We start from the raw sequence: 25,724 nt of genomic DNA, 5'->3' as shown, positions 1-25,724 counted from the left end.
AACGCCTTGATGCCCTCTCTGGTTCGTCGTTCATGAGGGTCGAGTCGGTCGAGCCAGTTTCTTCCGACACAACGTACGATATTCAGGTCGGCAGCGCTGCGCATGCCTTTGTGGCCGAGGGTTACGTGGTACATAACTGTATGGGTAAGTACCATCCTCACGGCGACACTGCGATCTACGATGCGATGGTTCGCCTGGCCCAGAATTTCTCGTTGAACGCTCCACTCATCGACGGACATGGAAACTTCGGATCCCCAGACGATGGACCGGCAGCGGCGCGTTACACCGAAGCGCGAATGTCCCGGGAGGCGATGCTGCTCGTCGGCGAGCTGGGCGAGGGGACCGTCGACTTCAAGCCCAACTACGACGGTTCGCTTACCGAGCCGACGGTGCTGCCAGCCGCGTTCCCGAACCTGCTGGTCAACGGCACCTCCGGGATCGCGGTCGGGATGGCCACCAACATGATCCCGCACAACCTCGGCGAGGTGGTCGCGGCGGCCCGCTGGCTGATCGACCACCCGGACGCCGACCTGGACAAGCTGATGGAGTTCGTCCCCGGCCCGGACCTGCCCACCGGCGGCCTGCTGCTCGGGCTGGACGAGGTGCGCAGGGCCTACGAGACGGGTCGGGGCGTGGTGCGGATGCGGGCCCGGGTCGAGACCGGTCCGCTGGAGGGGAGCCGGGGCCGGCAGGCGATCACCGTGGTGGAGCTGCCCTACGGCGTCGGTGCCGAGAAGGTCATCGAGGCGATCACCGACGAGGTACGCGGCAAGCTGATCACCTCCGGTCCGCGCAAGGGACAGCGACAGGCGGCCCGGCTCCAGGGCATCGCCGACGTCAAAGACCTGACCGACCGGGAGAACGGCACCCGGCTGGTGATCGAGTGCAAGGTCGGGGTCAACCCGCAGGCCCTGCTGGCCGACCTCTACCGGCTCACACCGCTGGAGCAGTCCTTCGGGGTCAACAACCTCGTCCTGGTGGACGGCCAGCCGCAGACCCTCGGGCTCAAGCGGCTGCTGGAGGTCTTCCTGGCCCACCGCTACGAGGTGGTGACCCGGCGTACGACGTTCCGCCGGCAGAAGCGGGGCGACCGGCTGCACCTGGTCGACGGCCTGCTGATGGCGCTGCTCGACATCGACGAGGTGGTCCGGCTGATCCGGGCCAGCGAGAACGCCCAGGCGGCCAAGGACGGCCTGATGAGCCAGTTCGGGCTCTCCGAGATCCAGGCCACCTACATCCTGGACACCCCGCTGCGCCGGCTGACCAAGTTCGACCGGATCGAGCTGGAGGTGGAGCGGGAGCGGCTGCGCGACGAGATCGCCGCGCTGACCGAGATCCTCGACGACGACCGTGTGCTCCGGAAGGTCGTCTCCGACGAGTTGGCCACGGTGGTGGACGAGTTCGCCACGCGACGGCGTACCACGCTGATCGACGGTGACCTCAAGGAGGTGCTGGCGGCGTCGGCGCCGGCCGGGCCGCTGGAGGTTGCCGACGACCCGTGCCAGGTGATCCTCTCCGCCACCGGGTTGGTCGCCCGGACCGCCGCCGAGTCGGAGGAGGCCGCCGAGGGGCGGCGGCGCAACGGCCGGACCAAGCACGACGCGGTACGCGCCGTCGTGCACACCACCGCGCGGGGTCAGGTGCTCCTGGTCACCAGCGCGGGGCGGGCGTTCAAGACCGACGTGCTGCCGCTGCCGGTGCTGCCCGAGCAGGCCGGTACCGTCTCGCTCTCCGGCGGGATGTCCACCGCCGAACTGGTGCCGCTGGAGCCGGGCGAGACGGTCGTCGGGCTGGCGCCGCTCGGTGAGCGCGGTGCCGGTTCGCCCGGCCTGGCCCTCGGCACCCGGCAGGGCGTGGTCAAGGTCTGCGCCCCCGACTGGCCGGTCCGGTCCGACGAGTTCGAGGTGATCGGGCTGCGCGACGGCGACGAGGTGGTCGGGGCGACCTGGCTCACCGACGGCGCGGAGACGCTCGCCTTCGTCACCTCGGACGCCTCGCTGCTGCGTTTCCCGGCCAAGCTGGTCCGGCCGCAGGGCGTCAAGGGCGGCGGAATGGCCGGGATCAACCTCGGCTCCGACGCCGAGGCGGTCTTCTTCGGCGCGGTCCGCACCGACGAGGCGGAGCAGGGCGAGCCGATGGTGGTCACCTCCACCGGCAGTGGTGTGAAGGTGACCCCGTTCGCGCTCTATCCGGCGAAGGGCCGGGCCACCGGCGGGGTGCGCGCACAGCGTTTCCTCAAGGGCGAGTCCAGGCTGGTCGTCGCCTGGATCGGGCCGCGACCGGTGGGCATCAGCAAGCGCGGGGAGCCGATGGCGCTGCCCGAGCCGGACCAGCGCCGGGACGGTTCCGGCGCGGCGATGTTCGGTCCGGACAAGGTGGGCCGGCTGATCGAACGCGGCTGACCGCCCTGCCCGGCCGCCCCCGCCGGGTCAGCGCGGCGGTTCCGGGTCGGTGACGTCGGCGAGCCGGCCGTCCAGGGCGGCCACCGCCGCGTCGGCGTCCAGCGCCACGGCGGTACCCCGCTCGCCGGTGCCGAGCGTGATGGTGCGCCCCGGATCCGTTCGTCGGCCACCACCGGCCACGCCGTGCGGGACCCGAACGGGGTGATGGTGCCCCGGACACCGGTGTGCGGAGAGCTCGCCCCGGGGCGGGTTGTACGCGCCTGCTCAGGGTCGTCCGCCGCCGCCAGGCGCGTCACCGTTAGGCTCTCCGCGAGCCTCGGAGGATTGCCAGGTCGGAATACAGGTGAGCGGTGAGCGGACTGCCGGACGACAGCACAGACATGTCACACCCGGCCCGTGTGCTCAGGTACGGCGACGTGTCCACCTCGTTGGCACTACTCAACGATCACCAGCTCGGTCAGCTCGTCGCCACGGCACAGGAAAACGGGTCCGGCATCGGCGGCACCTGGGCGCTGCTGGACGTCGCGGGTGTTCCGGTCTTCGTGAAGCGGATCGCCCTGACCGACCTGGAACGCCAGCCGCGGAACATCATGTCCACCGCGAACCTGTTCGAGCTGCCCATGTTCTACCAGTACGGAGTCGCGGCGTACGGCAGTAGCGGCTTCGGCGCCTGGCGGGAAGTCGCTGCCAACACGATGACGACGAACTGGGTGCTCGCCAAGCGAACCGAGGCGTTCCCACTGATGTATCACTGGCGTGTGCTGCCCGGCGCGGTGCCGCTGGCCGACGAGCTTGCCGAGATCGATCGTGTCGTCGCGTACTGGGACGGATCGGCGGCGGTGCGACGGCGGCTACATGCGCTCGCCGAGGCATCGGCGAGCGTTGTGCTGTGCCTTGAATACATCCCGGGCAAACTGGACGCCTGGCTGGCTGACCAGCTCGCCTCCGGCCCAGACATCGTCGCCGACGCCTGCGCTAGGGCGCAGCGATGCCTGAGCGCCGACATCGCCTTCATGAACACCAATGGCCTGCTGCACTTCGACGCTCACCTCGGCAACATCCTTACTGACGGTCGCCGCCTCTACCTGGCGGATCTCGGCCTGGCCATCTCGTCCCGGTTCGACCTGTCGCCGGACGAGCGGAACTTCGTCGCACAGCACACGAGCCACGACGCCGGCTATCTCGTGCGGGACCTGCTCAACTGGATGGTCGCCAATGTCGTCGGGATAGCCGTTCCCGACACCGGTGGACCCGTCGAACACCACGACTACATTCGCCGCTGTGCGGCGGGAGCCCGACCCGTCGGCGTCCCCGAGTCGGTGGCGGAGCTGATCACCCGTTACGCGCCCGTCGCGGCGGTCATGAACGGCTTCTACTGGAAGTTCTTCGGCGAGACGCGGACAGCGCCGTACCCGGCCCAGGAGATCACCCAGGAGTTGAGCCGGATTCCCGGTGCCGGGGTACGTAGGTCGAGCAACAATCGCGCACGTACGAATCGCGCAGCTTCGAGCGGCACCGGAGGGAACGGCCAACCTGTCGACTGATACCTGTTCAATCCGTCGCCGTGAGGCGGTTCACCAGTTGGTCGAGGTGACCCATCACCTGAATCCGATCGTAGCCGCGCAACCGAACGGTAAGCACAGGCCGGCGAAGCTGCTCCGCGACTGCGGCACGCTCCGCCGGGGTGCCCGACACAAGCGCGTCGTTGCCCCGACGGATCAGTTCGTTCACCTCGTCCCGGTCATACCCACGCAGGCTCACGGCGAAGTCAGGATTCTGGGTCATCCCGGCAGTGTGCCAGGCCGTACCCGGAGACGCCGCTGGCCGGGCCCCTGGTGCGGGGACCCGGCCAGCGGATAGTGCGCTGGTTCAGCTGTTGGTCCAGGTGTCGGCGACGAGGTCGGCGGCCTGGTCCTCCCACTGTGCGTACGCGTCGGGGTACGCGGAGACCTGTACCTTCTGCGCGGCCACGGTCAGCGGCAGGTTCTGCCAGCCGTCAACCTGCTTCAGTCCGGTGAGGAACGCGGTGGTGGAGTACTCCGGATCGGTGATCTGTTCCACCGAGCCCCAGCCCGAGGACGGGCGCTGCTGGAACAGGCCCTGGGAGTCGTGGTCGTTGCGGGCACCGAGGTGACCCAGGTTCTCCAGCTTCGACTCCTGCAGGCTGGTACCGACCGCGATCACCGCGGCCCGTTCGTCCAGGCCGGCGTTCTTGGTGGCCTTCACGATCGCCCTGACGTTGTCGGACTGCTCACCCGACAGCGGGATCCTCGACTGCTTGCCCTGCACACCGTGCGGTACCAGCTTGTCCCGCGACGGCTTACGGTCCTTGGCACGCTTGTCGCTCTTGCCCTTGCCCTTGCCACCCTTGTCGCCCTTGTCGTCCTTGTCGGCCAGGACCGACTGCGACACCGGGGAGCCGACATGCTCGGGGGCGGCCTGCGCGGCGACGGCCGGGCCGGCGACGGTACCGCCGACGAAGGCCAGACCAGCCACACCCAGGGCGGTCCTACGGATCAGGGAGGTCTGCTCGATGGCCGGGAGCCATCGGCTGAACATGGTGGTGTTCATGATGGTCTTCCTTCCAATCGGGGATGAACACCCCACCGGGGGGATGGGGTGTCATTGGAGAAACCTGTCCCGAGACGCCACAGGTCTCCAGGGACAAGCGAGGAACGCCCGAACACCTGCCCGGGGGGTGCCGGTACTCGGGCGAACGCTATGTGTAACGACCGGGCGCCCCGGATCATTCCCGAGGGCTCGGCCACCAGCCCAGGTCACGGGCGGTGGTACTCAGCCGTACGCGTAATGTAACGACCCGCTGGCCGCCAACATTCCGCGCCCGGGAAGTCGATCATTACTCCCGCCCGGGCCCCGGTGGGGTCGAGGTAGGCCCTGCCGATCCCGGGCAATCAGCCACTGACCGTATATGCCGACCGGACCGTGACACCTGGCGGCGGTCAGAGCAGCGGGGCGACGTCCCGGGTGATCGGCACGGCCAGCACGGTCGGGCTCTCGATGCCGAGGGCGGCCCGGAATGCCGTCCGGAACTCGTCCACCGACTCCACCTGGTGAGCGGTGCAGCCGTAGCCGCGGGCGATGCCCGGAATGTCCAGTCCGGGGAGTTCCAGCCCCGGGACTCCCGGTGCGTCCTCCAGGTCGGCGAAGGCCTTCAGCACGCCGTACTCGTGGTTGACCGGCACCACGAAGACGATCGGCAGCCGATGCTGCGCGGCGGTCCAGAGCGCCTGCGGGGAGTACTGGAACGAGCCGTCACCGATCACCGCCACCACCGGCCGGTGCTGTCGGATGTCCCGCTGGGCGAGCGCGATGCCGACCGCCGCCGGCAGCGCGAAGCCCAGGCCGCCGCTGGCCATCTTGAAGTACGAACCCGGCCGGGTGATGGTCAGTTGCCGGTGCAGCACGCTGAGGTTGGAGGGGGATTCGGGGACCACGATGCCGTCTGCCGGCCACTCGGCGGCGAGTGCGCCGAAGAGCGCTGCCGGGTCGAGCGGGGGGCCCGTGGCAGCTCCGTCCGGCGCGGCGGCCCGGGGCGGTGGCATCGGTCGGTCGCTTGCTGGCAGCCGCTCGGCCAGCCCGGCGCAGGCGAGCGCGACGTCCCCGAGCAGGCTGTCGCCGACCGGTGCCCGGGCGGCCTCGGCCGGGTCGTCGGTGATGTGCAGCAGCCGGGTGCCGTCCGGCAGGTAACCCCGTCGACCGGGGACGTATGGGTAGTAACGGAACACCGGGGCACCGATCACCAGTACGGTGTCGTGGCCGACCAGCTTCTCGGCCAGTGGCCCGATGGCCGGCGGCAGCAGCCCCTGAAACTGAGGGTGGTCCTGCGGAAAGCCGACCCGGTCCGCGAATGGTGGCTGCCAGACGGGTGCTCGGCTCCGTTCGGCGAGGGCGATCGCCTCGGCCCAGCCACCGGTCCGGTCCACCGCGGGCCCGATCACCAGCATGGGGTGCCGACTGGCCGCCAGGATCTCGGCGAACCGGTCCAGCTCCGCTGGGTCGGGAGCGACCCGGGTGCTCACCCGGCGCACCTGCGCGGTGCCGGTGGCAGGCTCGTCCCAGTCGTCCAGCGGCAGGGAGAGGTACACCGGGCCGGCCGGCGGAGCTACGGCGGTGGCGAATGCCCGCATGAACGCCTCCGGGATGTCCTGGGCGCGCAGCGGCTCGTGGCTCCATTTGACGTACGGCTCGGGGAGTTGGGTCGGACGCACATTCGTCAGCATCGGCTCGGACAGGTTCATCGTCCGGGTCTGCTGGCCGGCGGTCACGATCATTGGTGTCTTGTTGTGCCAGGCGGTGACCAGGCTCCCCATGCCGTTTCCGGTGCCGGGTGCGGTGTGCAGGTTGACGTGCACCGGCCGGCCGCTGGACTGGGAGTAGCCGTCCGCCATCGCTACCGCGGAGGCCTCCTGAAGGGCCAGAACGTAGGCGAAGTCGGCCGGAAAGTTCTTCAGGAATGGCTCCTCGGTGGAGCCCGGGTTGCCGAACAGGGTGGTCAGGCCGAGGGAACGGAGCAGGTCGTAGGTCGCTTCGTGCACCGTTGTCATCGGAAGGAGCCTCCTGGAGTCCTCGTCCCATCCTCGGACCACCGGGCTAAGCCGGTCATTTCCGTCATACCGCACCCGTACATGATCATGCTGGTTTATCTGGCTGGTCGCTCGGGGCCCGGCGGCCGGCCGCGCGATGTCCCAATCGCGTTCTGGGTCACTGTTTTCGCTGTTCAGCAGGGTTGGCAACGGCAGAAGGCGGCCAGTAATCTCGGCGCGTCTGGTCCGGCCCCTTGGTCACCATCTGGTGACACCGGAGCAGACCCGCCGAGTCGTTAGGTAACGAGCCGGGGACCCACAGTTATCTGGGGTGAATCCGCGAGCCGCTGGCCCGTGGTAGGGCGGCCTTCCCGCCCGAATCCGTCAGCTAACCCGGTAGGCGGTGTCGGAAGGAGTACGTGTTCGTGCCGCACCACCCGGGCCCTGGCCCGTCCCCCCGGTTCCCTCGCTGCGTCGCGGTCCCGCGCCCGGCCGCCGCGACCGTCCCGGACCACTCGGTCCCCGGGCGGCACCCGAACCTGACCCGATAGCGGTCTGTGCCGCCGAAGTCGTCGACGCGCGGGCGCCGCGGGGCCGCCGGCCAGCTGGCCGAGAGTTCCCGCTGAGGCCGTCAGCCGGCGGCGACGGATCGTGGTGCCGCTGATTCCACAGGTACGCCGAAAGCGGCGCTACCGCCGGTCGGCGTGCCACCGGTCCGCTCGCACCATCGGTCCGTTCCGCCGAACGTTTCTCGGCGGGCCGCCCCGTGCGACTCCGTGCGATTTCACGGCACATTCCGGCAGCGACAGAAACGCCACGTCATTCCTTGCCCCCCGGTGTGGGTGACGCGCATTTCCCCTGGAGGAAACGTTGAAGCACGCGATTAACGGACGGTTCAGGACCGCCATGTCGGGCCGGCGCAACCGGCTCGCGCTCGCCTCGGCCGCGGTGCTCGCCGCAGCCGCGTCCACCGGAGTCGTCCTGACCTCGACCGGCTCGACGGAGAGCCCGCAGACCTCGACCGTCGCCGTCGCCGATCACGGCAGCCCGGCGGCGGGACAGGCCGGAGCCGCCACCGCCGCCCCGGGCGGCACCAGCCCGGACAGCACCGCCCCGGCAACCACCAAGCCGGCGACCCCGTCGCAGCCGGCGACCACCGAGCCCGCCCCGGCGGCCAGCAAGGCGACCAGGGCCGCCCCGGTCAGCAGCCCGAGCAAGCCACCGGCGCCACCCGAGTCGAAGCTGCTGGACTACCGGTTCCAGGCCCAGATCAACGGCTGGTACTGCGGCCCGGCCGCCACCCGGATCGCGCTGACCGTCCGGGACAAGCAGCCGAGCCAGGACGCGGTCGCCGCCGACCTCGGCACCACGATGAGCGGCACGAACTCGGCCCATGACACCACCCGGGTGCTGAACAAGATCATTGGGACCGATGTCTACCGCACCACCGCGATCCCCGGTGGCGCCGCCACCCCGGCCCAGATGGACCAACTCCAGGCGGACGTGGTGCGCGCCGTCACCAGCGGGCACGCCGTGGTCGTCAACATCGCCGGCTCGGCCACCGACCTCGCGGGCGGCTGGCACAGCTACCCCGGCGGGCACTACGTGACCGTGGTCGGCTACCGCGACGACGGTCGTACCGTGAAGATCGCCGACCCGGCCATCCCGGGCGCGGACAGCCACTACTGGATGACCACCATCGACCTGGCGAACTGGGTGGCCACCCGGGGCTACTCGTCCTGACCCCCCCCGCCCGCCGGTAGCGACAACCCAGACGCCGGCCCGCCCCACCCACCCGGACGACCCGTGCCGACCGGGATGTGGGGCGGGCCGGCGTCCTCTTCGGGGCGCGACCAGGCCCGCGATCAGGGGTTGATCACTGGCCCTCCCACACCGCCTGGGCGCCCGTGTCGCCGGTGCGGAACACGTAGTAGAGGGCGATCCCCGCCGCCGCCAGGGACAGCACAGCGAGCACCAGCGTCAGCAGCATCGGCGCCCCCTTGGCAGTCGTGCCGGCTGCGCCGTCCCCGTCCGCCCCACCGGTCGGCGCCGCGGCGGCGCCGCGGGGCTTGACGAGGACGACCAGCGCCAGGGCCAGCACCCCGAGCGCGATCGTCGCGAACAGGGTGTTGGTACCGAGGTCCTGGTGCTCCGCCAGCCGCGGGACGTACTCCGGGCTGACCCGGTTGCGGGACTCCAGCCGGGCGAGGAACCGGTCACCGGAGAGCTTGGCCATCAGCGCGGCCAGCGGGGTGGCGACGGCGAGCAGTCCCAGCACCCAACGCAGGTGCGGGCGGACGAACGGGACGAACGCGTACCCGACCGTGGTCAGGGCGAGCAGTGGCACGAACACCACCGCGAGATGGACCAGGAAGGGGTGGGCGGGAATGCCCATGAACTCCTCAAGCACCGGCGCTCCTCGGCGACAGATCGGCTGCGAAGACAGGGATGGACGGCAGACGTATGGACGGGGCGGACAGCCGGCCCGGATGCCTGGCGGCCCGGCGTCTGGCGGACTGGCGGCTTTCGAGAACGTTGACATGGTGCCCGCGGTGTCGACCCTTGACAAGGGTCGGACCGCTACGTGCCGGGGTCCGGTTCATCGCCGGTTCGGTTCACAGCGGACGGACATCCGCCTCGGGGGTGGGTGCCGGCTCGCCGACGGTGTACTCGGCGTACTCGGCGATCGGGCTGAAGCCGAGCCGGTCGTACAGCTTGTAGGCGGCGGTGTTCTCCGCGACGACGTTCAACGCCACCGTGTCGACGGTTTCCAGCAGCCGCCGGCAGAGTGTCGCCACCACCGTGCTGGCCAACCCCTGTCCCCGGTACGCCGGAGCCGTCGTCACGTTGCCCAGCGCGGCCACCCGGTAACGGGGCGACCAGACGTGCACCCCGGCGACGGCAATCAGTTCGCCGTCGCGGCGCAGCCCCACGTAGTGCCCGGTCTCGACCATCCGGGGGTCGAACCAGTTCCCCGGGTAGGCCGCCCGGTAGAGCGCGGTCAGCTCCGGTAGGTCGGCCTCGGTGAGCACCTCGCCGCCGGGCGCCACCCGAGCCAGCCGGTCCGGGTCGGTGAGCGCCATCTTCAGGTGCAACCCGCGCGACCTGACCGGGTACTTCCGGGACAGCACCGCCGCGCCGCCGGGGGAGAGGTGTGCCTCGAAGTGCCGGGGCAGCAGCGGGAGGAGACCGGTGAGCAGTTCGGTCAGCACCGCTGGCGAGCGGTGCAGCGCCAGCAGTACCGGGGTGGGCCCGCCCCGGTAGAGCAGCGCCACCGCGTCGTCGTACCGGTACCAGGTGGTGTACGGCCAGTAGAAGTCGTCGAGGTCGCCGAGTTCGTACGCGTGCAGGTGGGGATCGCGGCGCAGCAGGTCGGCCAGTTCGTTCCGGTCCTGACTGGTCCTGATCGTCGTCACCGACGCATCATGGCACAGCCGTCGATCGACCTCAGGAGACCGGTGCGGGGCGGGGCGACGGCACCGGGCGGGCCGCCCTGGCGCCGTCCACCTGCCGGCGGGCCTCCTCCAGGAACCCGTCGGCGTAGCGCTGCTCCGGGAAGTCGCCGAGATAGCGGGTACGGGTCTGCCACCGGACCTCGGCCAGCGGATCGCTGCCCAGCAGCCGGTCCAGTACGTCGTCCAGGTTGGACATCTGCGAGTCCAGCACGTACCCCGAGCCGGCCAGCGGGAACCCCTCGACGAACCGGTCACCCTCACCGACCCGGTCCGTGACCGCGTACGGCTTGCCGGAGTAGAGGTAGTCGGAGATCACCGCGGAGACGTCCGAGACCAGCGCGTCGGAGGCGTTGACGCAGTCGACCAGGGTCATCTTCTTCGCCGCGTCGGCGCCGAAGACGTGCTGCCGCCCCGTGCTGGTCCGGTGCTCGGCGAGGAGTTGCTCGATCCGGGCGAGTTGCCGGGCCGAGGCCGGGTTCTGCGAGGTGTAGGGGTGGGCCCGCAGGATCACCGTCACACCCCGGTCCAGCAGCCCGCGAACCAGGGTCTCGCCGACCGGCAGCGAGCAGTGGTCGACGTCGGCGTTGTGACCGGTCCAGGTGGGCGTGTAGAGCACCACCTTGTCGGCCCGGTCCCGGATCGGTTCCCGGCGCACCGCGATCGACTCCACCTGCGGCCGGCCGACGATGGCGAACTTCTCCCGGGGGATGGTCACGCCGTTGCGGGCGTACCGGTCGATCGCCGCCTGCCCGGCCACGAAGATCCGATCGAAGATCGCGGAGACCGGGTTGGCGCTCGGCGCCTTGTCGCTGTCGCCGTGGTGCAACTGGATGTGCGTGAGATGCGCGAAGCGGATGCAGTGGCTGTTCTTGGCGCCGTGGTTGACATAGAACGCCACTCGCAGGCTCGGCACGATCGCCTCGTCGATCGAGCGTGGTGTCGGGCAGACCACCACCGGCGCACTGGTGGCGGCGGAGATCGCCGGCAGGAAGTTCGGCTCCCGGAGCAGCACCATGAACGGCCGCCCGATCCGCTCCAGGTACGGCAGCCACATCATGACCTGGTATTCCGAGCCGGGCGGTGCGGAGAAGTAGAGCAGGAACTCCGGCTGGTGCCGGCGGAGCGCGTGGGTGACCGCGCTCTGCCCGCCGGAGGGACGCAGCCGGCGCAGTGCGATCGGCCCCACCGCACCGACCGTGGCGGCCGCGCCGACCAGCACGGTGAGGACCAGAGCGGGCCAGACCGGCAGGGTCAGCGCCGCCATTCCGGCGAGTACCACCAGCAGGACCAGGACCGCCGGCCCGAGCCGGTCGGCGACGAGCAGCGGCGACGACCGTACGCCGAGGTTGGCCGAGCGCACCTCCAGCTCGGCGGCGTCCCGCAGCGGCCGCTCGGTCAGGGTCAGCCCGAGCAGGGCCACCCCGGTGAGCGCCAACGCCACGGAGTTCCATCCGGCCTCGGGGACCCGGTGGGCGTACCCGACCAGGATCCCGGCGATCAGCAGGACCGGCTCGGCGACCAGGTCGGCGCGCGGGTTGACCCGGCGCTCCAGCCAGACCGCGACGGCACCGGCCGCCGCCAGGGCGAGGCCCGGCAGCTCGGCCGAGGTGAGGGCGAGGACCAGGAAGGACAGCACGGCCAGGCCGGCGCTCAGACACCGGACGGTCAGTTTCCTGACCAGATCGCCACGCATGCGCTTCCTTCCTGGGACGGACCGCCGGAGGGGTGATCGTCGCCGGACGGTGATCTCGGAGGTGCGGACCCGGCTAGGCGGTGCCGACCCGGGGCGGCGGCACCAGTTCCGTGGAGCGTTGTCGGCCGATCCGGTCGGGTCCGGGCTCCCGGCCCGAACCGTCCGACCGGCGGCCGGAGTCGCTGCCGTCGGGTGCGGCGGACCGGCCGCCGGAGTCGCTGCCGTCCGGCCCGGCGGACCGGCGGCCGGTCTCGACGCCGCCCGGCTCGACAGACTGTCCCGCGGCCTCCGCCGGGGGGGCGCCGGGGGAGCGGCGGACGTCGACCACCTGGCCGGTCAGCCCGGAGAGCAGCACGTCCAGCGAGACCCGTGCCACCGTGTCGGCCGCCAGCAGGGTGTGCTCCGGTTCCTCCCCGAACGCCCGGGTCCGCATCGGGGTCGCGGTCCGCTCCGGGTTGACGCAGTTCACCCGTACGCCGAACTCGGACCACTCGTCGGCGAGCGCCTGGGTGAGGTTGACCACGGCCGCCTTGGTGGCGGAGTAGAGGGCGTACCGGGCCCGGCCCCGGGTGTAGGAGCTGGAGGTGTAAAGCAGCAGTTGGCCCCGGGTCTGTCGCAGGTAGGGCAGCGCCTGCCGGGCGATGTCCACCGGGGCGACCAGGTTGACCTGGAGCATCTGCGCGATGGTCGCCTCGTCCATCTCGGCGAGCGCGCCCATCCGGAGCACCCCGGCGGTCACCACCACGTGGTCGATCCGGCCGGTGGCCTCGAAGGCGTCGCGCAGTGCGGCGGCGACGTCCTCGCCCCGCTCCACGTGGGTGCCGGTGCTCGACCGGCTGACCGGGAAGACGTTCGCGCCGTAGCCCCGGGCGACCTCGGCCAGCCGCGCGCCGATCCCCTCGCTGCCGCCGAAGACCACCACCGTGCGGCCGCTGAGCTCCTCGACGTACGCCCGCTCGTCGCGCAGTCGGGGCGCCTGGGCGGCGGCGAGCTGGAACAGCTTGTCGGCAAGGTGTACGTCGACCGGGTGCGTCACCTTGATGTTCTCGTCCGAGCCCTCGATGACCTTGATCGGCACCTCGGGCAGGTAACGGAGCACCACCCCGCAGTCGTCGGTGGCGCTGAAGTCCGGATCCTGCGCGGCCAGCGCGTACGCGGCTCGGATGGTGCCGGACCGGAACGCCTGCGGTGTCTGCCCCCGGCGCAGCCGGGAACGGACCGGGATGTCGGTGATGCAGTCGTCGTCGTCCACCTGGATGATCGTGTCGGCCGACGGGATGGCCACGTCGACGGCGGAGTACGTCCAGAGCGCGTTGACGCACTCCCGGACGATCCGGGGGCTCAGCAGCGGCCGGACGGCGTCGTGGAAGAGCACGTTGCAGTCGTCCGGTCCGATCGCGGCCAGCGCCAGCCGGGTGGTGGCGTTGCGGGTGTCCCCGCCCTCGATCACCTGGCTGACCTTGCGGAAGCCGGCCCTGTCGACGATCTGCCGCGCCTCGTCCAGGAAGCCGGGTGCCATCAGCACGATGATCTCGTCGATCTCGGGCGCGGACTCGAAGACCGTGATGGTGTGTTCGAGGATCGGCTTTCCGGCGATCTTGAGGAGCTGCTTGGGGATGCCGAGGCCGACCCGGGTCCCGGTGCCTCCGGCCAGTACCACCGCCACGGTCCGGGTGGGCCGCCACCGGGCGGCGTCCGGCTGGCCGGCCGGCCGCGTTGCCGGGTCAAGCACCATGCCGATCCCTCACTGACTACCCGCTGTTCCGATGGGTGCTGCGTTGCCGATGACTGCTGCTGTTGCGGTGGTTGCTGCTGTTCCGATGGGTGCCGTCACCGCCTGCCGGGGCGATCGGTCGCGCCGGGCCGCGCGGCCCCTAGGACCCTAGCGCGGCGGGACGGCTCGCCGGTGCCGAGGCGGAGTGGTCCGATCGACACCGGCAAGCCGTCCGGATCACTTCTTCATGAACTTCTCGTACTCCGGCACCACCTCGTCGGTGGGGCCGTCGGCCCGGATCAGCCCGGATTCCAGCCAGATGGTGCGTTCGCAGGTGGTGCGGATCGTCCCGATCGCGTGGCTGACCAGGAACACCGTGCCCGCCTCGGCACGCAGTTCGCGCACCCGGGCCTCGCTGCGGCGCCGGAAGCGGGCGTCGCCGGTGGCCAGCGCCTCGTCGACCAGCAGTACGTCGTGCTTCTTCGCCGCCGCGATCGAGAACCGCAGCCGGGCCGCCATGCCGGAGGAGTACGTCCGCATCGGCAGCGAGGCGAAGTCACCCCGCTCGTTGATCCCGGAGAACTCGACGATCTCCGGCGTGACCTTGCGGACCTGCTCCGGCGACATGCCCATGGCGAGGCAGCCCAGCGCCACGTTCCGCTCGCCGGAGAGGTCGTTGAGCAGGGCGGCGTTGACGCCCAGCAGCGACGGCTGCCCCTGGGTGTAGATCGCCCCACGGCTCGTCGGCATCAGCCCGGCGATCGCCCGGAGCAGGGTGGACTTGCCGGAGCCGTTGCTCCCGATCAGCCCGATCGCCTCGCCCCGGTACGCGGTGAAGCTGACTCCCTTGACCGCGTGCACCTCCCGGACGTTGGCCTGCGGGGCCCGGGAGATGATCCGCTTGAGCGTCGCGGCCGGGCTGCTGCTGGAGGCGCCCCCGTGCACCCGGTAGATCAGGTGTACGTCCTCGGCGATGACCGTGGGGATGCGCTGGCCGGCGATGCTCGCCATGCCCGGGTGGACCTGGTGTTGTTCAGCCACGGCCGTACTCCTGTTCCCCGCGCCAGAAGTAGACGTATCCGGCGACGACCGACACCAGCGTCCAGCCGACGGCCAGCAGCCACAGGCGGGGTGCCGTCGAGGTGATCGGCGCGCCCTCCAGCAGGGCGTGTCGAACCAGCTCGATGAAGACGAGCAGCGGGTTCGCCTCGACGATCGTCGAGGCCCAACCCGGCAGGTTCTGGGAGAAGAACTCCACGCTGTAGAGCACGCCGGAGGCGTACATCCAGGTCCGCATGAGAAACGGCATGAGCTGCTTGAGGTCGGTGATCTTGGCGCCGAGCCGGGCCATCCCGAGCGCCAGCCCGGCGTTGAACACCGACTGGAGCAGCAACGCCGGTACCAGCATCAGCCATTCCAGGGTCAGCGGTTCGCCGGTGATCAGCACGATGGCGATCAGCACCACCATCGCGGAGATCAGGGTCTGGAACTGGGTCAGGGTCACGGCGATCGGCAGGGCGGCCCGGGGAAAGTGCAGCGCCCGGATCAGTCCGAGGTTGCCTATGATCGACTGGGTGCCGCCGGTCACCACGGTCTGGCTGAAGGTGAAGACGAAGAGGCCGACGCAGAGGTACGCGATGAAGTTCGGGACGCCCCGCTGGGTGTCGAGGATCACGCCGAAGATCAGGTAGTAGATCGCGGCGTTGGTCAGCGGCGTCAGCACCTGCCAGATCCGGCCCAGGCGGGCGTTGGCGAAGGTGGCGACCAGCCTCGCCGTCGCGTACGCCGAGATGAAGTGGCGGTAGGACCACAACTGCTTGGTGTAGGCGATCAGCGTGGGTCTCTCGCCGGCGACGGTCAGGCCGTACCGGGCGGCGAGTTGTGCCCCGGTCAGGCCCGAGTCGGGATCGGCTACCGCCGTGGGGGCCATAGCTGGGCGCTCCGATCTGTTCGGGCTGCAAGATGGGTGCGACAAAGCGACCGTGGCCGGAGGTAAGGGGCAACGGTGGTCGTCGCTTGCGTGGAACGTAGTCGATCGTACGTCGGGACGCAACCGTACCGTCGTCGCGCTATATTGGCCGACGTGGCGACCGACAACCGGCGTGCTCCAGCGGGAGCGGCGGTGCTCCGAGGGGAGATCACCGACGCGATCCGCCGAGCCGTGATGAAGGAACTCGCCGCGGTCGGCTACGGACGGCTCTCGATCGAGGCAGTCGCGCGCCGGGCGGGAGTCGGCAAGACGGCGATCTATCGCCGGTGGCCCTCGAAGCTGGAGATGGTACTGGAGATCGTGTCCCGGGTTGCGGGGCAGAGCCTACCGTTGCCGGACACCGGCACCCTGCGCGGCGACCTCGAGGTGCTGCTGCGGATCCTGGCCCGGGCCCTGCGACACCCACTGGCCTCGCAGATCATCCCCGATCTGCTGGCCGAGGCGGCCCGCAATCCGCAGATAGCGCTGACCCTGCAAGAGGCGCTGCGGGCGAACCAGCGAGACATCGGCATACTGTTGCTCGGCCGGGCGGTCGACCGTGGGGAGCTACCCGCGGGCGCGGATCCCGACGAGGCCGTGGACCTGATCGTCGGCCCGCTCTACTGGCGGCTCGCCGTCGCCCGTACCCCCCTTCCGGAGGCATACGTACCACGATTGGCCGCCGCCGTCGCGGCCGGACTCGGCGCCATCGAGCCGGTGCCGTCGGGCGACGCGGTCGCCGCGTCCGCACACCCCTCGTGACCTACCCCGCACCACTCGTTCCCGCTACCCCGCAACGAGCTAGCATCGCATGCCGATTGCGATCCCCCACCGAAGGAGGATGCCCATGGCCGGGCAGAACGCAGACCTGATTCCACCCGCGAAACCAGTCATCGGAGACGCCGAGATCGAAGCGGCGGTCCGGGTGCTCCGCAGCGGCCGGGTGGTGCAGGGCCCGGAGGTGGCGGCCTTCGAGGAGGAGTTCTCCGAGCTGGTGGCCGGCCGGCACTGCGTCGCGGTCAACTCGGGCACCTCCGCGCTGCACCTGGCCCTGCTGGCGCTGGGCCTCGGCCGGGGTGACGAGGTGATCGTCCCCTCGTTCTCCTTCGCGGCCACCGCCAACGCGGTTCGGCTGGTCGGCGCCGAGCCGGTCTTCGTGGACATCGAGCCGGGCAGCTTCTGCGTGGACCCGGCCGCGGTCGAGGCGGCGATCACCCCGCGCACCAAGGCGATCATGCCGGTGCACCTCTACGGCCACCCCGCCGCGATGGACCGGCTGATGCCGATCGCGCAGCGGCACGACCTGGCGGTCGTCGAGGACGCCGCCCAGGCGCACGGTGCGGCGCTCGGCGGTACCCCGGTCGGCGCCTTCGGCATCGCGGGCTGCTTCAGCTTCTACCCGACGAAGAACATGCACGCCCTGGAGGGCGGCATGATCACGACCCCGGATCCCGAGTTGGCCCGTACCCTGCGGCTGCTGCGCAACCAGGGCATGGAGCAGCGGTACGCCAACGAGATCGTCGGCGCGAACATGCGGCTCACCGACGTGGCGGCGGCGATCGGCCGGGTGCAGCTGCGGCAGCTGCCGGAGTGGACCGAGCAGCGCCGGTCGAACGCCAAGTTCCTCGACTCCCGGATCACCGGAGTGGTCACCCCGCCGGTCGCCGACGCGGCGCGGCACGTCTACCACCAGTACACGGTGCGGGTGACCGGGGACCGGGACGCCGCCCAGCGGCAGCTGCTGGACCGGGGGGTGGGCAACGCGGTCTACTACCCGACCCCGATCCACCGGCTCCGGCCCTACCTGGACGAGAACGGCAGGCCCGGTCCCTGGGACCTGCCGGAGACCGAGCGGGCCGCCCGCGAGGTGGTGTCGCTACCGATCCACCCGGCGCTGACCGAGCACGATCTGGCGCGGATCGCGGACGCGGCGAACAGCCTGGGCGGTGCCCGGTGAACGCGGCCTCCCGTACCCTGCGGGCCGGGCTGATCGGTCTCGGCGCCATGGGGCGCAACCACGCCCGAATCCTGTCCAACCTGGACGGTGTGCGGTTCGTCGGTGTGGTGGACCCGGCCGGCGACCCCACCGGCGCGCTGCCGGTACCGGTGGTCTCCACCGTCGCCGAGCTGATCGAGATGAAGATCGACTATGCGGTGGTGGCCTGCCCCACCGCACTGCACGAGCCGGTCGGCATGGAGCTGGCCGCCAGCGGCATCGGTGCGCTGATCGAGAAGCCGCTCGCCCAGTCGGTCGAGGCGGCCACCCGGCTCGTCGAGGCGTTCGAGTCACGCGGGCTGGTCGCCGGGGTCGGACACATCGAGCGATACAACCCGGCATTGCAGAACCTGCGGCTCCGGCTGGAGGCGGGGGAGCTGGGCGAGGTCTTCCAGGTGGTCACCCGCCGGCAGGGACCGTTTCCACACCGGATCGCCGACGTGGGCGTCGTGATGGACCTGGCCACCCACGACATCGACCTGACGAGCTGGGTGACCGGACAGGAGTACACCTCGGTGTCGGCCCGTACGGTGTCCCGCAGCGGTCGGCTGCACGAGGACATGGTGGCCGCCGTGGGGCAGCTCGGCAACGGCACCATGGTGAACCACCTGGTGAACTGGCTCAGCCCGCTCAAGGAGCGGTCCACGGTGATCACCGGCGACCGGGGCTGCTTCGTCGCCGACACCCTCACCGCCGACCTGACCTTCTACGCCAACGGGGCCATCGACACCGAGTGGGAGGCGCTGCGGGCGTTCCGGGGCGTCGCCGAGGGCGACATGGTCCGGTACGCCATCCCGAAGCGGGAGCCGCTGCTGGTCGAGCACGAGCGGTTCCGGGATGCCGTCGAGGGCAAGGAGACCGACATCGTGACACTGCGGCAGGGTCTGCGTACAGTGCAGGTCGCGGCCGCCCTGCTGGAGTCGGCGACGACGGGCGCGACCGTGTCGGTGGCGCCGTTGGTGAGCGACGCGATCGACCGCGCTCCGGGCGCCGTCTCCGTCTGACGACAGTTCTTCAGGGGGCTTACAAATGCACAACGAGGGCGTCCAGGATCCCCGATCCGGCCGGGGCCGCGTGGTGATGCTTGTCGACAACGCCGTGCAGGGCGACTCCCGGGTGCAGAAGGAGGCGCGGTCCGCCGCGGCGGCCGGCTGGGACGTCACCCTGCTCGGGATCCTCAGCAACGCGTCGCCGCAGGAGACGTGGACCATCGGCGAGGCGACGGTCCGGCTCGTCCGGGTGCCCCGGCCACTCGGCCAGCACCCGATGCTGATGCGGCGCTCGCTGCGCCGCCCGCTGGCCTACCGGCCCGGCCGGTACGCCACGCAGCGGGTCAACGCCGTCAAGGCCTGGCGCTGGGAGATCCAGCAGCGAAGGGCGGCCCTGGACGCGGCCCGACGGGCCGGTGGTAGCCGGGTCCGACACGCGCTCGGCAGACTGCTGCTCCTGCCGCCCCGGGTCGCGGCCAAGGTCCTCGCGCTGTGGGTGAGGTTCCGTGCGGGCGAACTGCACCGGCTCCAGCAGGGCCGGCAGAACCCGGAGACCCTGATCACCCGGATGTCCATGGGCTTCTGGCAGAAGCTCATGGGTCATCGGAGCTGGCGCCGGCTGGACCCGGGTCTGTGGGACTACGAACTCGCCTTCGGACGCGTCATCGACTCGTTGCGACCGGACCTCATCCACGCCAACGACTTCCGGATGGTGGGTGTCGGCGTTCGCGCCGCGGAACGGGCCCGGGCCCGGGGGCGCGAGGTCAAGGTCGTCTGGGACGCGCACGAGTACGTCGCCGGTGTGACCGGCCGGGCGGACAACCCGCGCTGGCTGCCCGCGCAGATCGCCTACACCGCGGAGTACGCCCCGCGGGCCGACGCGGTCGTCACCGTCTCCTCGACCCTGGCCGAGCTGTTGCAGGAGGTGCACGGGCTGCCCGAACGACCGGCGGTCGTGCTCAACGCGCCGGACGGTGCGCCGCAGGACGTTCCGGGCGACGGTTCGACGCCGGATCTGCGGGCGCGGTGCGGCATCGGCCCGGACACGCCGGTACTGGTCTACTGCGGGGGGGTGAACCCCTCGCGCGGAGTCGACCTGATGGTCGACGCGCTGCCGCACCTGCCCGACGTCCACATCGCACTGGTCACGCTGCATCCGAGCGGCAACAACTCCGCCTCGGAGGAGCTGCTGGCCCGGGCGGTGGAGATCGGCGTTGGTGATCGGGTGCACCTGCTGCCGTACGTGCCGCACTGGCAGGTCTCCACGTTCCTGGCCACGGCGAACGCCGGGGTGGTGCCGATCCACCACAAGCCGAACCACGAACTCGCACTGATCACCAAGTACCTCGAGTACTCGCACGCCCGGCTGCCGATCGTCTGCAGCGACGTCCGGACCATGGCGGAGACGACCCGGTCGACCGGGCAGGGTGAGGTGTTCCGGGCCGGCGACCTGGCCGACTACGTCCGGGCGGTCCGGGCGGTACTGGCCGACCCCGAGCATTACCGGGCGGCGTACGACCGGCCGGGCCTGCTCGCGGGATGGACCTGGGAGGCACAGGCGGAGGTGCTCGACGGGGTGTACCGGCGGTTGCGACCGGACGTCGCGCCGAGGCCGGCGGTGCGGGAGCCAGCGGTGCTCGGCTGACGGGGCAGCGCCACTTGCCACGGTGATTTAGGGTGCAGTCCTCTACGCATCCGCCTGCCGGCACCATCGGTGTCGCGCTGGGCTGGTGGCGCTGACTCTGGCAGAAAAAGAGGAAAGAGATGTCGCATGTCTCGCGGCGATCAGCGCTTGGCATCCTGGCGGCCGGTCTACCAGTCACCGCCCTGGCTCTCGCAGCCTGCCAGGGGTCGAGACCAGGACCGAAGGGTGCGGCGAAGTTGACGTACCGGGACGACGTGGTGCGGGTCGAGAACAAGCGTGCCGGCACGGACGCCTGGCGGTCCGGGAGTGGAGGCCTGCGCGACTCCGACGACGAGCGGATTCAGGTCCAGGGGTACGCCTCCACGACCAGTGTCGCACCCGGCGAGGTCATCGACTTCCACGTCACCGTGGACGTGCCGCAGAGCGTCACCATCTCGATCTACCGACTCGGCTGGTACGACGGCCAGGGTGGCCGGCTCGTGTACACCAACCCTCCTCTTGCCTGTCAGGTCCATCCGGTGCCGCCGGCCGATCCGCTGACCGGGACGATCGAGTGCCGTTGGCCGCCGATACTGCGGCTCCGGGTGCCCGCCGACTGGGTGTCCGGACTCTACGTCGCGACCTTCACCAGCCAGAGTGGCACTCGCGGCTGCACGCCGTTCGTGGTTCGGGACGACCGGAATCCCGCGGAACTCTGCGTCGTGTTGCCGTTCTCGACCTACCAGGCCTACAACCAGTGGCCCAAGGACGGGCGGCGGGGCAAGAGCCTCTACTACGGATTCCCGTCGCCGGGCGCCCCGATCGACCCCGACGCCCGCGCCTTCCAGGTCTCCTTCGACCGTCCGTACTCCGACCGGGGGTGGCCGAAGCAGTTCGACCGGGACCACGACTTCGTGCAGTGGGTCGAACAACGCGGTTACGACGTGACCTACGCGTCCACGGTCGACCTCCACACCGGCCGGATCGATCCGGGGCGCTACGCCGGGCTGGTCTTCTGCGGTCACGACGAGTACTGGTCGGCGGAGATGGTTCGGGCGGCGGACCAGGCGGTGCAGCGGGGCGTGAGCCTGGCGTTCCTGGCCGCCAACAACGTGTACTGGCGAATCCGGCTGGAGCCGTCCACCGACGGGCGCGAGAACCGCATCGTGACCTGCTACAAAACCGCCCCGGATCCGACGGCCGGCGTCGACGGTCTCGGCGCCACGATGCGGTGGCGAGATCTCGGCGGCCAGGGCGAGCACGCCGAGCAGCGGCTGCTCGGCGTGCAGTACAACGGCATCGTCGCGGCCCCGAGTCCGCTGGTGGTGCGCAATGCCGACCACTGGTTCTGGGAGCGTTGCAGGGTGACCGACGGCCTGGAGCTGCCGCGGTTGGTCGGCGGTGAGGCCGACGGCTACGATCCGGCGATGCCGGCACCGGTCGGGGTGAACTCCACCATCCTGTCCGCCTCGCCCTACCGGTTGCGCAACGGCACCGTGCACGAGCAGAACACCCACCTGTACGAGACGCCGGGCGGTGCGCTGGTCTTCGACGCGGGCACGCTGCACTGGACTCTGGCGCTCAACCGGCGGGGCTTCCGCAACCAGAAGATCCAGATCGCCACCCGGAACCTGTTCGACCGCATCGTGCGGCAGAAGTCCAGCGGCCGATAGCCCAGGCCGGGGCAGGGCGGTCGACCCGGCCCCGGCAGATGGTCTGTGTGCTCAGTGCACCGGGTGGCGCAGTGGAATCCGGAGCACCTCGGCGAGGCGCTGGCCGCCGCTGCGCCAGTCCCAGGTGGCCCGGGCGTAGGCGGCCACCTCCGCACCGTTGGCCCGCCAGCTCTCCTCGCTGGCGGTCAGCTCGCGGATCCGGTCCGCCGCCTGCTGCGGCGTGTCCGCGACCCACTCCGTCGGCACGAGTGCCCGGACACCGTGCACCGAGCCGGCGAGGGACGATCCGCGCAGCACCGGTACGGCGCCACCGGCCGCGCCCTCGACGTGTGCATGCCGGAAGGTCTCCCGGATCGGGCTGCTCAGGATCACCCCGACGCCGGACAACGCCTCCGGGAATTCGTCGGGAACCCGCTCGACCCGGGCCACCGCTCCGGACCGTTCCAGCTCGACCAGCTCGGCGAGGAGTTCCTCGTGGTAACGCCGGACCACCATGCCCGGCTCGGGGGTGAGTTCGGTACCGATCAGCACCAGGCGGTACCGGGTGTCGCCGGCCCGGAGCTGCCGGAGGACCTCGACGGCCCACCGGGTGTCGACGGCGTTCACACCGAGCAGGCCGAGGGTGAAGCGACTCTGCGGCTCCTTGGGACGAGCGTGTGCGGGTAGGTCGAGCGCGTCGCCGACGACCGACAGCGTCGGTGCCGTCTCCGTGCCGAGCTGGGGCAGCACCGCGGTGGCCAGCTCCCGCACGGCCTCCGCGGCGACGACCAGTTCGTCCACTCGCGAGTAGTCGACCAGGTGCGCCCATGGACGCAGCAGGTCGGCCGGGTGCGTGCGTACCACGATCCGGGTGGTGCCCGGGTCGAACAGCGTAACCGCCGCGGCGGGCTCGGTGCCGTCGGCGAGGAGGACGTCGGCCCACTCCAGCCGGGGCTGCAACCACTCGCGCATCCGGTTGCCGTACTCGCTCGACCCGGCGAGCAGGTGACCCACCTGCGCGGCCGGATCGGTGCGTACCGCCCCGGCGTCCGTCTCGTCGCCGAGGTCGACGTACTGGACCTCGACGTCCGGCCGGTCGTCGTAGCGACCCCGGATCGTCCGGGAGCGTCGCGCTTCGCCGTCGGTGAGGACCAGCAGCCGCAGCGCCCGGTCGGTTGGCGGTGGCTCGGCCGGTGTGGCCCGGCCACGCGGGGTGGCGAGAGCGCGACCGACGGCGCTGTCGCGCAGCGGCGCCAGGAACTCCGCCGGGCGTTCGGCGAGTGGGGAGCAGGGCTGTTCGAAGTGCGCCACCCGATGGAACAGCAATTTCAGCGCCCTGTGCGTCGACTGGGTCGCCCGGGCGGTGTTCTTCTTGCGGAGCCATCCGTCGGCGACGGCCAGTTCGGTGGCGACCGCCGCGTGCAGGGCGACCGGGACGCGGCCGATGGCCAGTTCCCAGGTCGCCTCCCTGGTCAACAGGTTGGCCCGGGAGGCGACGTCCTCCAGCCGGGCCGAAGCGGCGGCCGAGGCGGCGGCCGCCTGCTGCGGGCGGTCCGCTTCGATCGCGCGTTGGTGCACCCGGTACGCGACACCCGTCCGTACCCGGTCGGGCAGGGCCGGCACCGCCACCGCGGTACGCCAGAACCAGGCCCCGGCACCGCTGCGCATCACGGCCGGGGCCATGCCGATCCGCATGGCCCGGCGTACCTTGCCCTGCGCATCCCGGCGGGTTGCTCGGGCGACGATGCCGGCACGGATCGCGACCGCCGCACGTAGCCCTCTCCTTGGCCGGGGCGCGCCGGCGAGGCGGGCCTGGACCGCCCGGGCAGCCGGACCGAGGCCGTGGCAGGCGTCCGCGTCGAGCTGCCGCTGTGCCATCTCCCACACCGCGTAGACGGCGACCATGTCCATCGACACCAGCACGTCGGCCTCGCGGACCCAGCGCCGGACCACCTCGTCGTGCCAGGCACGGACCCAGACCGCGCGGGACGGCTCGCCGCCGAGGGACCGGCGCAGCCGGTCGTCCGGTTCGGTCTCGCGGAGCCCGCGCACCTGCGCCGGGGCCGGATCGAAGGTGAGCCGGCTCAGGTCGAAGTCGCAGACCAGGCGAACCTGGACGCCCTGCTTCCGGAACCGCTCCAGGGCCTCAACCAGCACCGTCTCCTGCCGGGGCACCGTGCCCGCGACGAGAAGTACGTTGATCATAAGGATCTACCTGCCTCGGTCGGCGTAGGCGGGGGTCGGTTTCCCAGCGGCGGGATTCGAGGCCAGCCGGGCGGCCTCGGCGACGGCGGGGGCGAGTTGGGCGCCTCGGGCGAAGTGCTCGGCGTGGACCCGGGCGGCCTCCCGCTGGGCGTCGGTCGCCTCGACCGCCAACCTGGCGGCCTCGCGGAAGGCGGCAGCCAGCGCCGCCACGTCCAGGCCGACAGCTCCGGTCCAGAGCGGATGTCCGGCGAGCACGTTCGCGGCGTCGTGGTCCACCTCGTGGGCCGACATCACCGGCAGCCCGCTGGCGGCGTACTCGTAGACCTTCCCGGAGGTCACGTACTTGCCGCCGACGAGCATGAGTACCAGCGCGTCCCACCGCCCGAAAACGGCGGCGACCTCGGCCTTCGGCACCGGACCGCCGAACTCCACGTCATCGGGGGCGGCCGCGCGCAGCAGTTCACTGTGCGCGTTGGCCTCGCGCAGCGCACCGGCACCGATGTGTCCGCGTACCTCGAACCGGCTGCGGGCGAGTACCGGGTCCACCCGGCGAGCCATCCGCCAAGCGGTGAGCACCGAGTCGAGCAGGGCCGGCGCGAAGTTGATCGAGCCGAGGTAGCCGAACGTCAGTCCGGCGGCGGGATCCGCCCGGTGCGGCGCATCCGGTACGCAGTCGGGGTCGTAGCCGTTGCGGACCACCCGGACCCGGTCGGCGACCACCGGATACCGGTCCCGGTAGAACTGTGCGATCGGCTCGTTGACGCACCAGATCGCCCCGGCCTGCTCGAGGACCCGCTTCTCCCACTGCCCGGCGGGGGACTTCTCCGGGAACGCCGTGCCGCCGCCGATCACGTCGACCGACCAGCCGTCCCGGAAGTCCACCACGTACGGCACCCGGTGCTCCTGCCACAGCCGCCACGTCGCGGCCAGGTTGACGTACGGCGCGCAGGTCGTCATGAGCAGGACGGCGGCGTGTGCCCGGTGCTCCCGCAATACCGCCTTCTCCAGGGCGTACCGCCAGCCGCCGAAGACCGGCTCCGGGAAGATCTTGAGTTCCTGCCTGCGCTGCCGCTCGATCCACTCCCGAGGGCGCAACGCCCGCGCCTCGGAGAAGTTGCGGATGTCGGTCTCCAGGTCGACGCGCATCAGCGGCAGCTCGACCACCTTGACCCTCGGGTCGACGCCGGCCGAGAGGCTGTGGTCCAGGCCGTACTCGCGCTCCCACGCCTCCTGGCAGATGGTGATGACGGTGACGTCCCAGCCGATCGCGCAGAACTGGTTGGCGGTCTCGCGCAGCCGGTAGGCCGAGCTCTTCGCGGCGGGCGGAAACCCGATCGCAAGGTAGATCACGTGCGGTCGATCGCCGGGGCGCGGCCGGGGACGGATCGCGCGGGTCAGGTTGGTGAGCGAGGACGGGAGAGGGTTATGCATCCTGCTGCTGCCGATCTTCCTTGCGTCGGGGCTGGTCAGGGAAGCGTTCG

At 70.9% G+C, this 25,724-nt stretch carries 19 protein-coding genes, 1 pseudogene and 1 riboswitch; of the genes and pseudogenes, 8 read left to right on the top strand and 12 right to left on the bottom strand.

All coding sequences use genetic code 11. From position 1 onward, the window contains the following. Nucleotides 1-41 precede the first annotated feature (41 nt). Nucleotides 42-2,402: pseudogene (locus ABNF97_RS16875) on the top strand (DNA topoisomerase (ATP-hydrolyzing)); the annotation flags it as partial. A 27-nt stretch (nt 2,403-2,429) separates the two neighbouring features. Here ABNF97_RS16875 and ABNF97_RS16870 read toward each other — a convergent pair. Further along, nucleotides 2,430-2,582, bottom strand: coding sequence for a hypothetical protein (locus ABNF97_RS16870; RefSeq protein ID WP_502930496.1), 153 nt, complete (start codon nt 2,580-2,582; stop codon nt 2,430-2,432). 170 nt (nt 2,583-2,752) lie between these two features. Here ABNF97_RS16870 and ABNF97_RS16865 point away from each other — a divergent pair, with 170 nt between their 5' ends. Further along, entirely contained in the window at nt 2,753-3,946 is a 1,194-nt protein-coding gene (locus tag ABNF97_RS16865; protein WP_349339081.1) for a protein kinase family protein, read from the top strand. 7 nt (nt 3,947-3,953) lie between these two features. Here ABNF97_RS16865 and ABNF97_RS16860 read toward each other — a convergent pair whose 3' ends face one another. The 3 genes from ABNF97_RS16860 to mdlC all read right to left on the bottom strand — a co-directional run bounded on the left by ABNF97_RS16860 (nt 3,954) and on the right by mdlC (nt 6,967). After that, nucleotides 3,954-4,187: a hypothetical protein gene (locus ABNF97_RS16860; RefSeq protein ID WP_349339080.1), complete on the bottom strand. Its 234-nt coding sequence runs from the start codon at nt 4,185-4,187 to the stop codon at nt 3,954-3,956. 84 nt (nt 4,188-4,271) lie between these two features. Continuing rightward, nucleotides 4,272-4,973: a hypothetical protein gene (locus tag ABNF97_RS16855; protein WP_349339079.1), complete on the bottom strand. Its 702-nt coding sequence runs from the start codon at nt 4,971-4,973 to the stop codon at nt 4,272-4,274. Between the two features lie 389 nt (nt 4,974-5,362). Then, nucleotides 5,363-6,967, bottom strand: coding sequence for a benzoylformate decarboxylase (gene mdlC / locus ABNF97_RS16850; protein WP_349339078.1), 1,605 nt, complete (start codon nt 6,965-6,967; stop codon nt 5,363-5,365). 255 nt (nt 6,968-7,222) lie between these two features. Next, nucleotides 7,223-7,364: riboswitch (cyclic di-AMP (ydaO/yuaA leader) on the top strand. Nucleotides 7,365-7,816: 452 nt separating this feature from the next. On the opposite strand from mdlC, the gene ABNF97_RS16845 reads away from it, so the two are divergent. Further along, complete coding sequence (locus ABNF97_RS16845; protein WP_349339077.1) at nt 7,817-8,689, top strand: C39 family peptidase; 873 nt, start codon at nt 7,817-7,819, stop codon at nt 8,687-8,689. 133 nt (nt 8,690-8,822) lie between these two features. On the opposite strand, the gene ABNF97_RS16840 is transcribed toward ABNF97_RS16845, so the two are convergent. From ABNF97_RS16840 to ABNF97_RS16815, 6 genes are all read right to left on the bottom strand, one after another. Further along, a complete protein-coding gene (locus tag ABNF97_RS16840) occupies nt 8,823-9,356 on the bottom strand; it encodes a DUF2231 domain-containing protein (protein WP_130463787.1) in 534 nt (177 codons plus the stop codon). A 205-nt stretch (nt 9,357-9,561) separates the two neighbouring features. Beyond that, on the bottom strand, nt 9,562-10,362 hold the full coding sequence (locus ABNF97_RS16835) for a GNAT family N-acetyltransferase (protein WP_349339076.1): 801 nt from the start codon (nt 10,360-10,362) through the stop codon (nt 9,562-9,564). 31 nt (nt 10,363-10,393) lie between these two features. Continuing rightward, nucleotides 10,394-12,094, bottom strand: coding sequence for a CDP-glycerol glycerophosphotransferase family protein (locus ABNF97_RS16830; RefSeq protein ID WP_349339075.1), 1,701 nt, complete (start codon nt 12,092-12,094; stop codon nt 10,394-10,396). A 73-nt stretch (nt 12,095-12,167) separates the two neighbouring features. Next, a complete protein-coding gene (locus ABNF97_RS16825; protein WP_502930495.1) occupies nt 12,168-13,829 on the bottom strand; it encodes an SDR family NAD(P)-dependent oxidoreductase in 1,662 nt (553 codons plus the stop codon). 216 nt (nt 13,830-14,045) lie between these two features. Beyond that, nucleotides 14,046-14,819, bottom strand: coding sequence for an ATP-binding cassette domain-containing protein (locus ABNF97_RS16820; RefSeq protein ID WP_130466130.1), 774 nt, complete (start codon nt 14,817-14,819; stop codon nt 14,046-14,048). Nucleotides 14,820-14,841: 22 nt separating this feature from the next. Beyond that, a complete protein-coding gene (locus tag ABNF97_RS16815) occupies nt 14,842-15,738 on the bottom strand; it encodes an ABC transporter permease (protein ID WP_130463785.1) in 897 nt (298 codons plus the stop codon). 153 nt (nt 15,739-15,891) lie between these two features. On the opposite strand from ABNF97_RS16815, the gene ABNF97_RS16810 reads away from it, so the two are divergent. From ABNF97_RS16810 to ABNF97_RS16790, 5 genes are all read left to right on the top strand, one after another. After that, nucleotides 15,892-16,539, top strand: a complete 648-nt coding sequence (locus ABNF97_RS16810) for a TetR/AcrR family transcriptional regulator C-terminal ligand-binding domain-containing protein (RefSeq protein ID WP_130463784.1) — start codon at nt 15,892-15,894, stop codon at nt 16,537-16,539. A gap of 85 nt (nt 16,540-16,624) precedes the next feature. Continuing rightward, nucleotides 16,625-17,734, top strand: coding sequence for an aminotransferase class I/II-fold pyridoxal phosphate-dependent enzyme (locus ABNF97_RS16805; RefSeq protein WP_130463783.1), 1,110 nt, complete (start codon nt 16,625-16,627; stop codon nt 17,732-17,734). After that, the gene (locus ABNF97_RS16800; RefSeq protein WP_130463782.1) at nt 17,731-18,777 is read left to right on the top strand and encodes a Gfo/Idh/MocA family oxidoreductase; all 1,047 of its coding nucleotides are present in this window, start codon (nt 17,731-17,733) and stop codon (nt 18,775-18,777) included. Before ABNF97_RS16805 ends, ABNF97_RS16800 begins: the two co-directional genes overlap by 4 nt. A gap of 25 nt (nt 18,778-18,802) precedes the next feature. Further along, complete coding sequence (locus tag ABNF97_RS16795; RefSeq protein WP_349339074.1) at nt 18,803-20,407, top strand: glycosyltransferase family 4 protein; 1,605 nt, start codon at nt 18,803-18,805, stop codon at nt 20,405-20,407. Between the two features lie 236 nt (nt 20,408-20,643). Continuing rightward, nucleotides 20,644-22,059 (top strand): N,N-dimethylformamidase beta subunit family domain-containing protein, encoded by a 1,416-nt coding sequence (locus tag ABNF97_RS16790; protein ID WP_349339073.1) that lies wholly within the window; start codon nt 20,644-20,646, stop codon nt 22,057-22,059. A gap of 51 nt (nt 22,060-22,110) precedes the next feature. Here ABNF97_RS16790 and ABNF97_RS16785 read toward each other — a convergent pair whose 3' ends face one another. Then, nucleotides 22,111-24,243 (bottom strand): glycosyltransferase family 1 protein, encoded by a 2,133-nt coding sequence (locus ABNF97_RS16785; RefSeq protein ID WP_349339072.1) that lies wholly within the window; start codon nt 24,241-24,243, stop codon nt 22,111-22,113. A gap of 6 nt (nt 24,244-24,249) precedes the next feature. After that, complete coding sequence (locus ABNF97_RS16780) at nt 24,250-25,593, bottom strand: glycosyltransferase (protein WP_349339071.1); 1,344 nt, start codon at nt 25,591-25,593, stop codon at nt 24,250-24,252. Between the last annotated feature and the right edge of the window lie 131 nt (nt 25,594-25,724).

Source organism: Plantactinospora sp. B6F1, from assembly GCF_040120695.1.
In the GTDB taxonomy this organism is placed as follows: Bacteria; Actinomycetota; Actinomycetes; order Mycobacteriales; family Micromonosporaceae; genus Plantactinospora.
This window is presented reverse-complemented; position numbering and strand designations above follow the sequence as displayed.

Coding starts and splice junctions, on each gene's coding strand:
- ABNF97_RS16860 (WP_349339080.1), bottom strand. CDS start 4,187: ATGACCCAGAATCCTGACTTCGCCGTGAGCCTGCGTGGGTATGACCGG.
- ABNF97_RS16855 (WP_349339079.1), bottom strand. CDS start 4,973: ATGAACACCACCATGTTCAGCCGATGGCTCCCGGCCATCGAGCAGACC.
- mdlC (WP_349339078.1), bottom strand. CDS start 6,967: ATGACAACGGTGCACGAAGCGACCTACGACCTGCTCCGTTCCCTCGGC.
- ABNF97_RS16830 (WP_349339075.1), bottom strand. CDS start 12,094: ATGCGTGGCGATCTGGTCAGGAAACTGACCGTCCGGTGTCTGAGCGCC.
- ABNF97_RS16825 (WP_502930495.1), bottom strand. CDS start 13,829: ATGGTGCTTGACCCGGCAACGCGGCCGGCCGGCCAGCCGGACGCCGCC.
- ABNF97_RS16820 (WP_130466130.1), bottom strand. CDS start 14,819: ATGGCGAGCATCGCCGGCCAGCGCATCCCCACGGTCATCGCCGAGGAC.
- ABNF97_RS16815 (WP_130463785.1), bottom strand. CDS start 15,738: ATGGCCCCCACGGCGGTAGCCGATCCCGACTCGGGCCTGACCGGGGCA.
- ABNF97_RS16805 (WP_130463783.1), top strand. CDS start 16,625: ATGGCCGGGCAGAACGCAGACCTGATTCCACCCGCGAAACCAGTCATC.
- ABNF97_RS16795 (WP_349339074.1), top strand. CDS start 18,803: ATGCACAACGAGGGCGTCCAGGATCCCCGATCCGGCCGGGGCCGCGTG.
- ABNF97_RS16785 (WP_349339072.1), bottom strand. CDS start 24,243: ATGATCAACGTACTTCTCGTCGCGGGCACGGTGCCCCGGCAGGAGACG.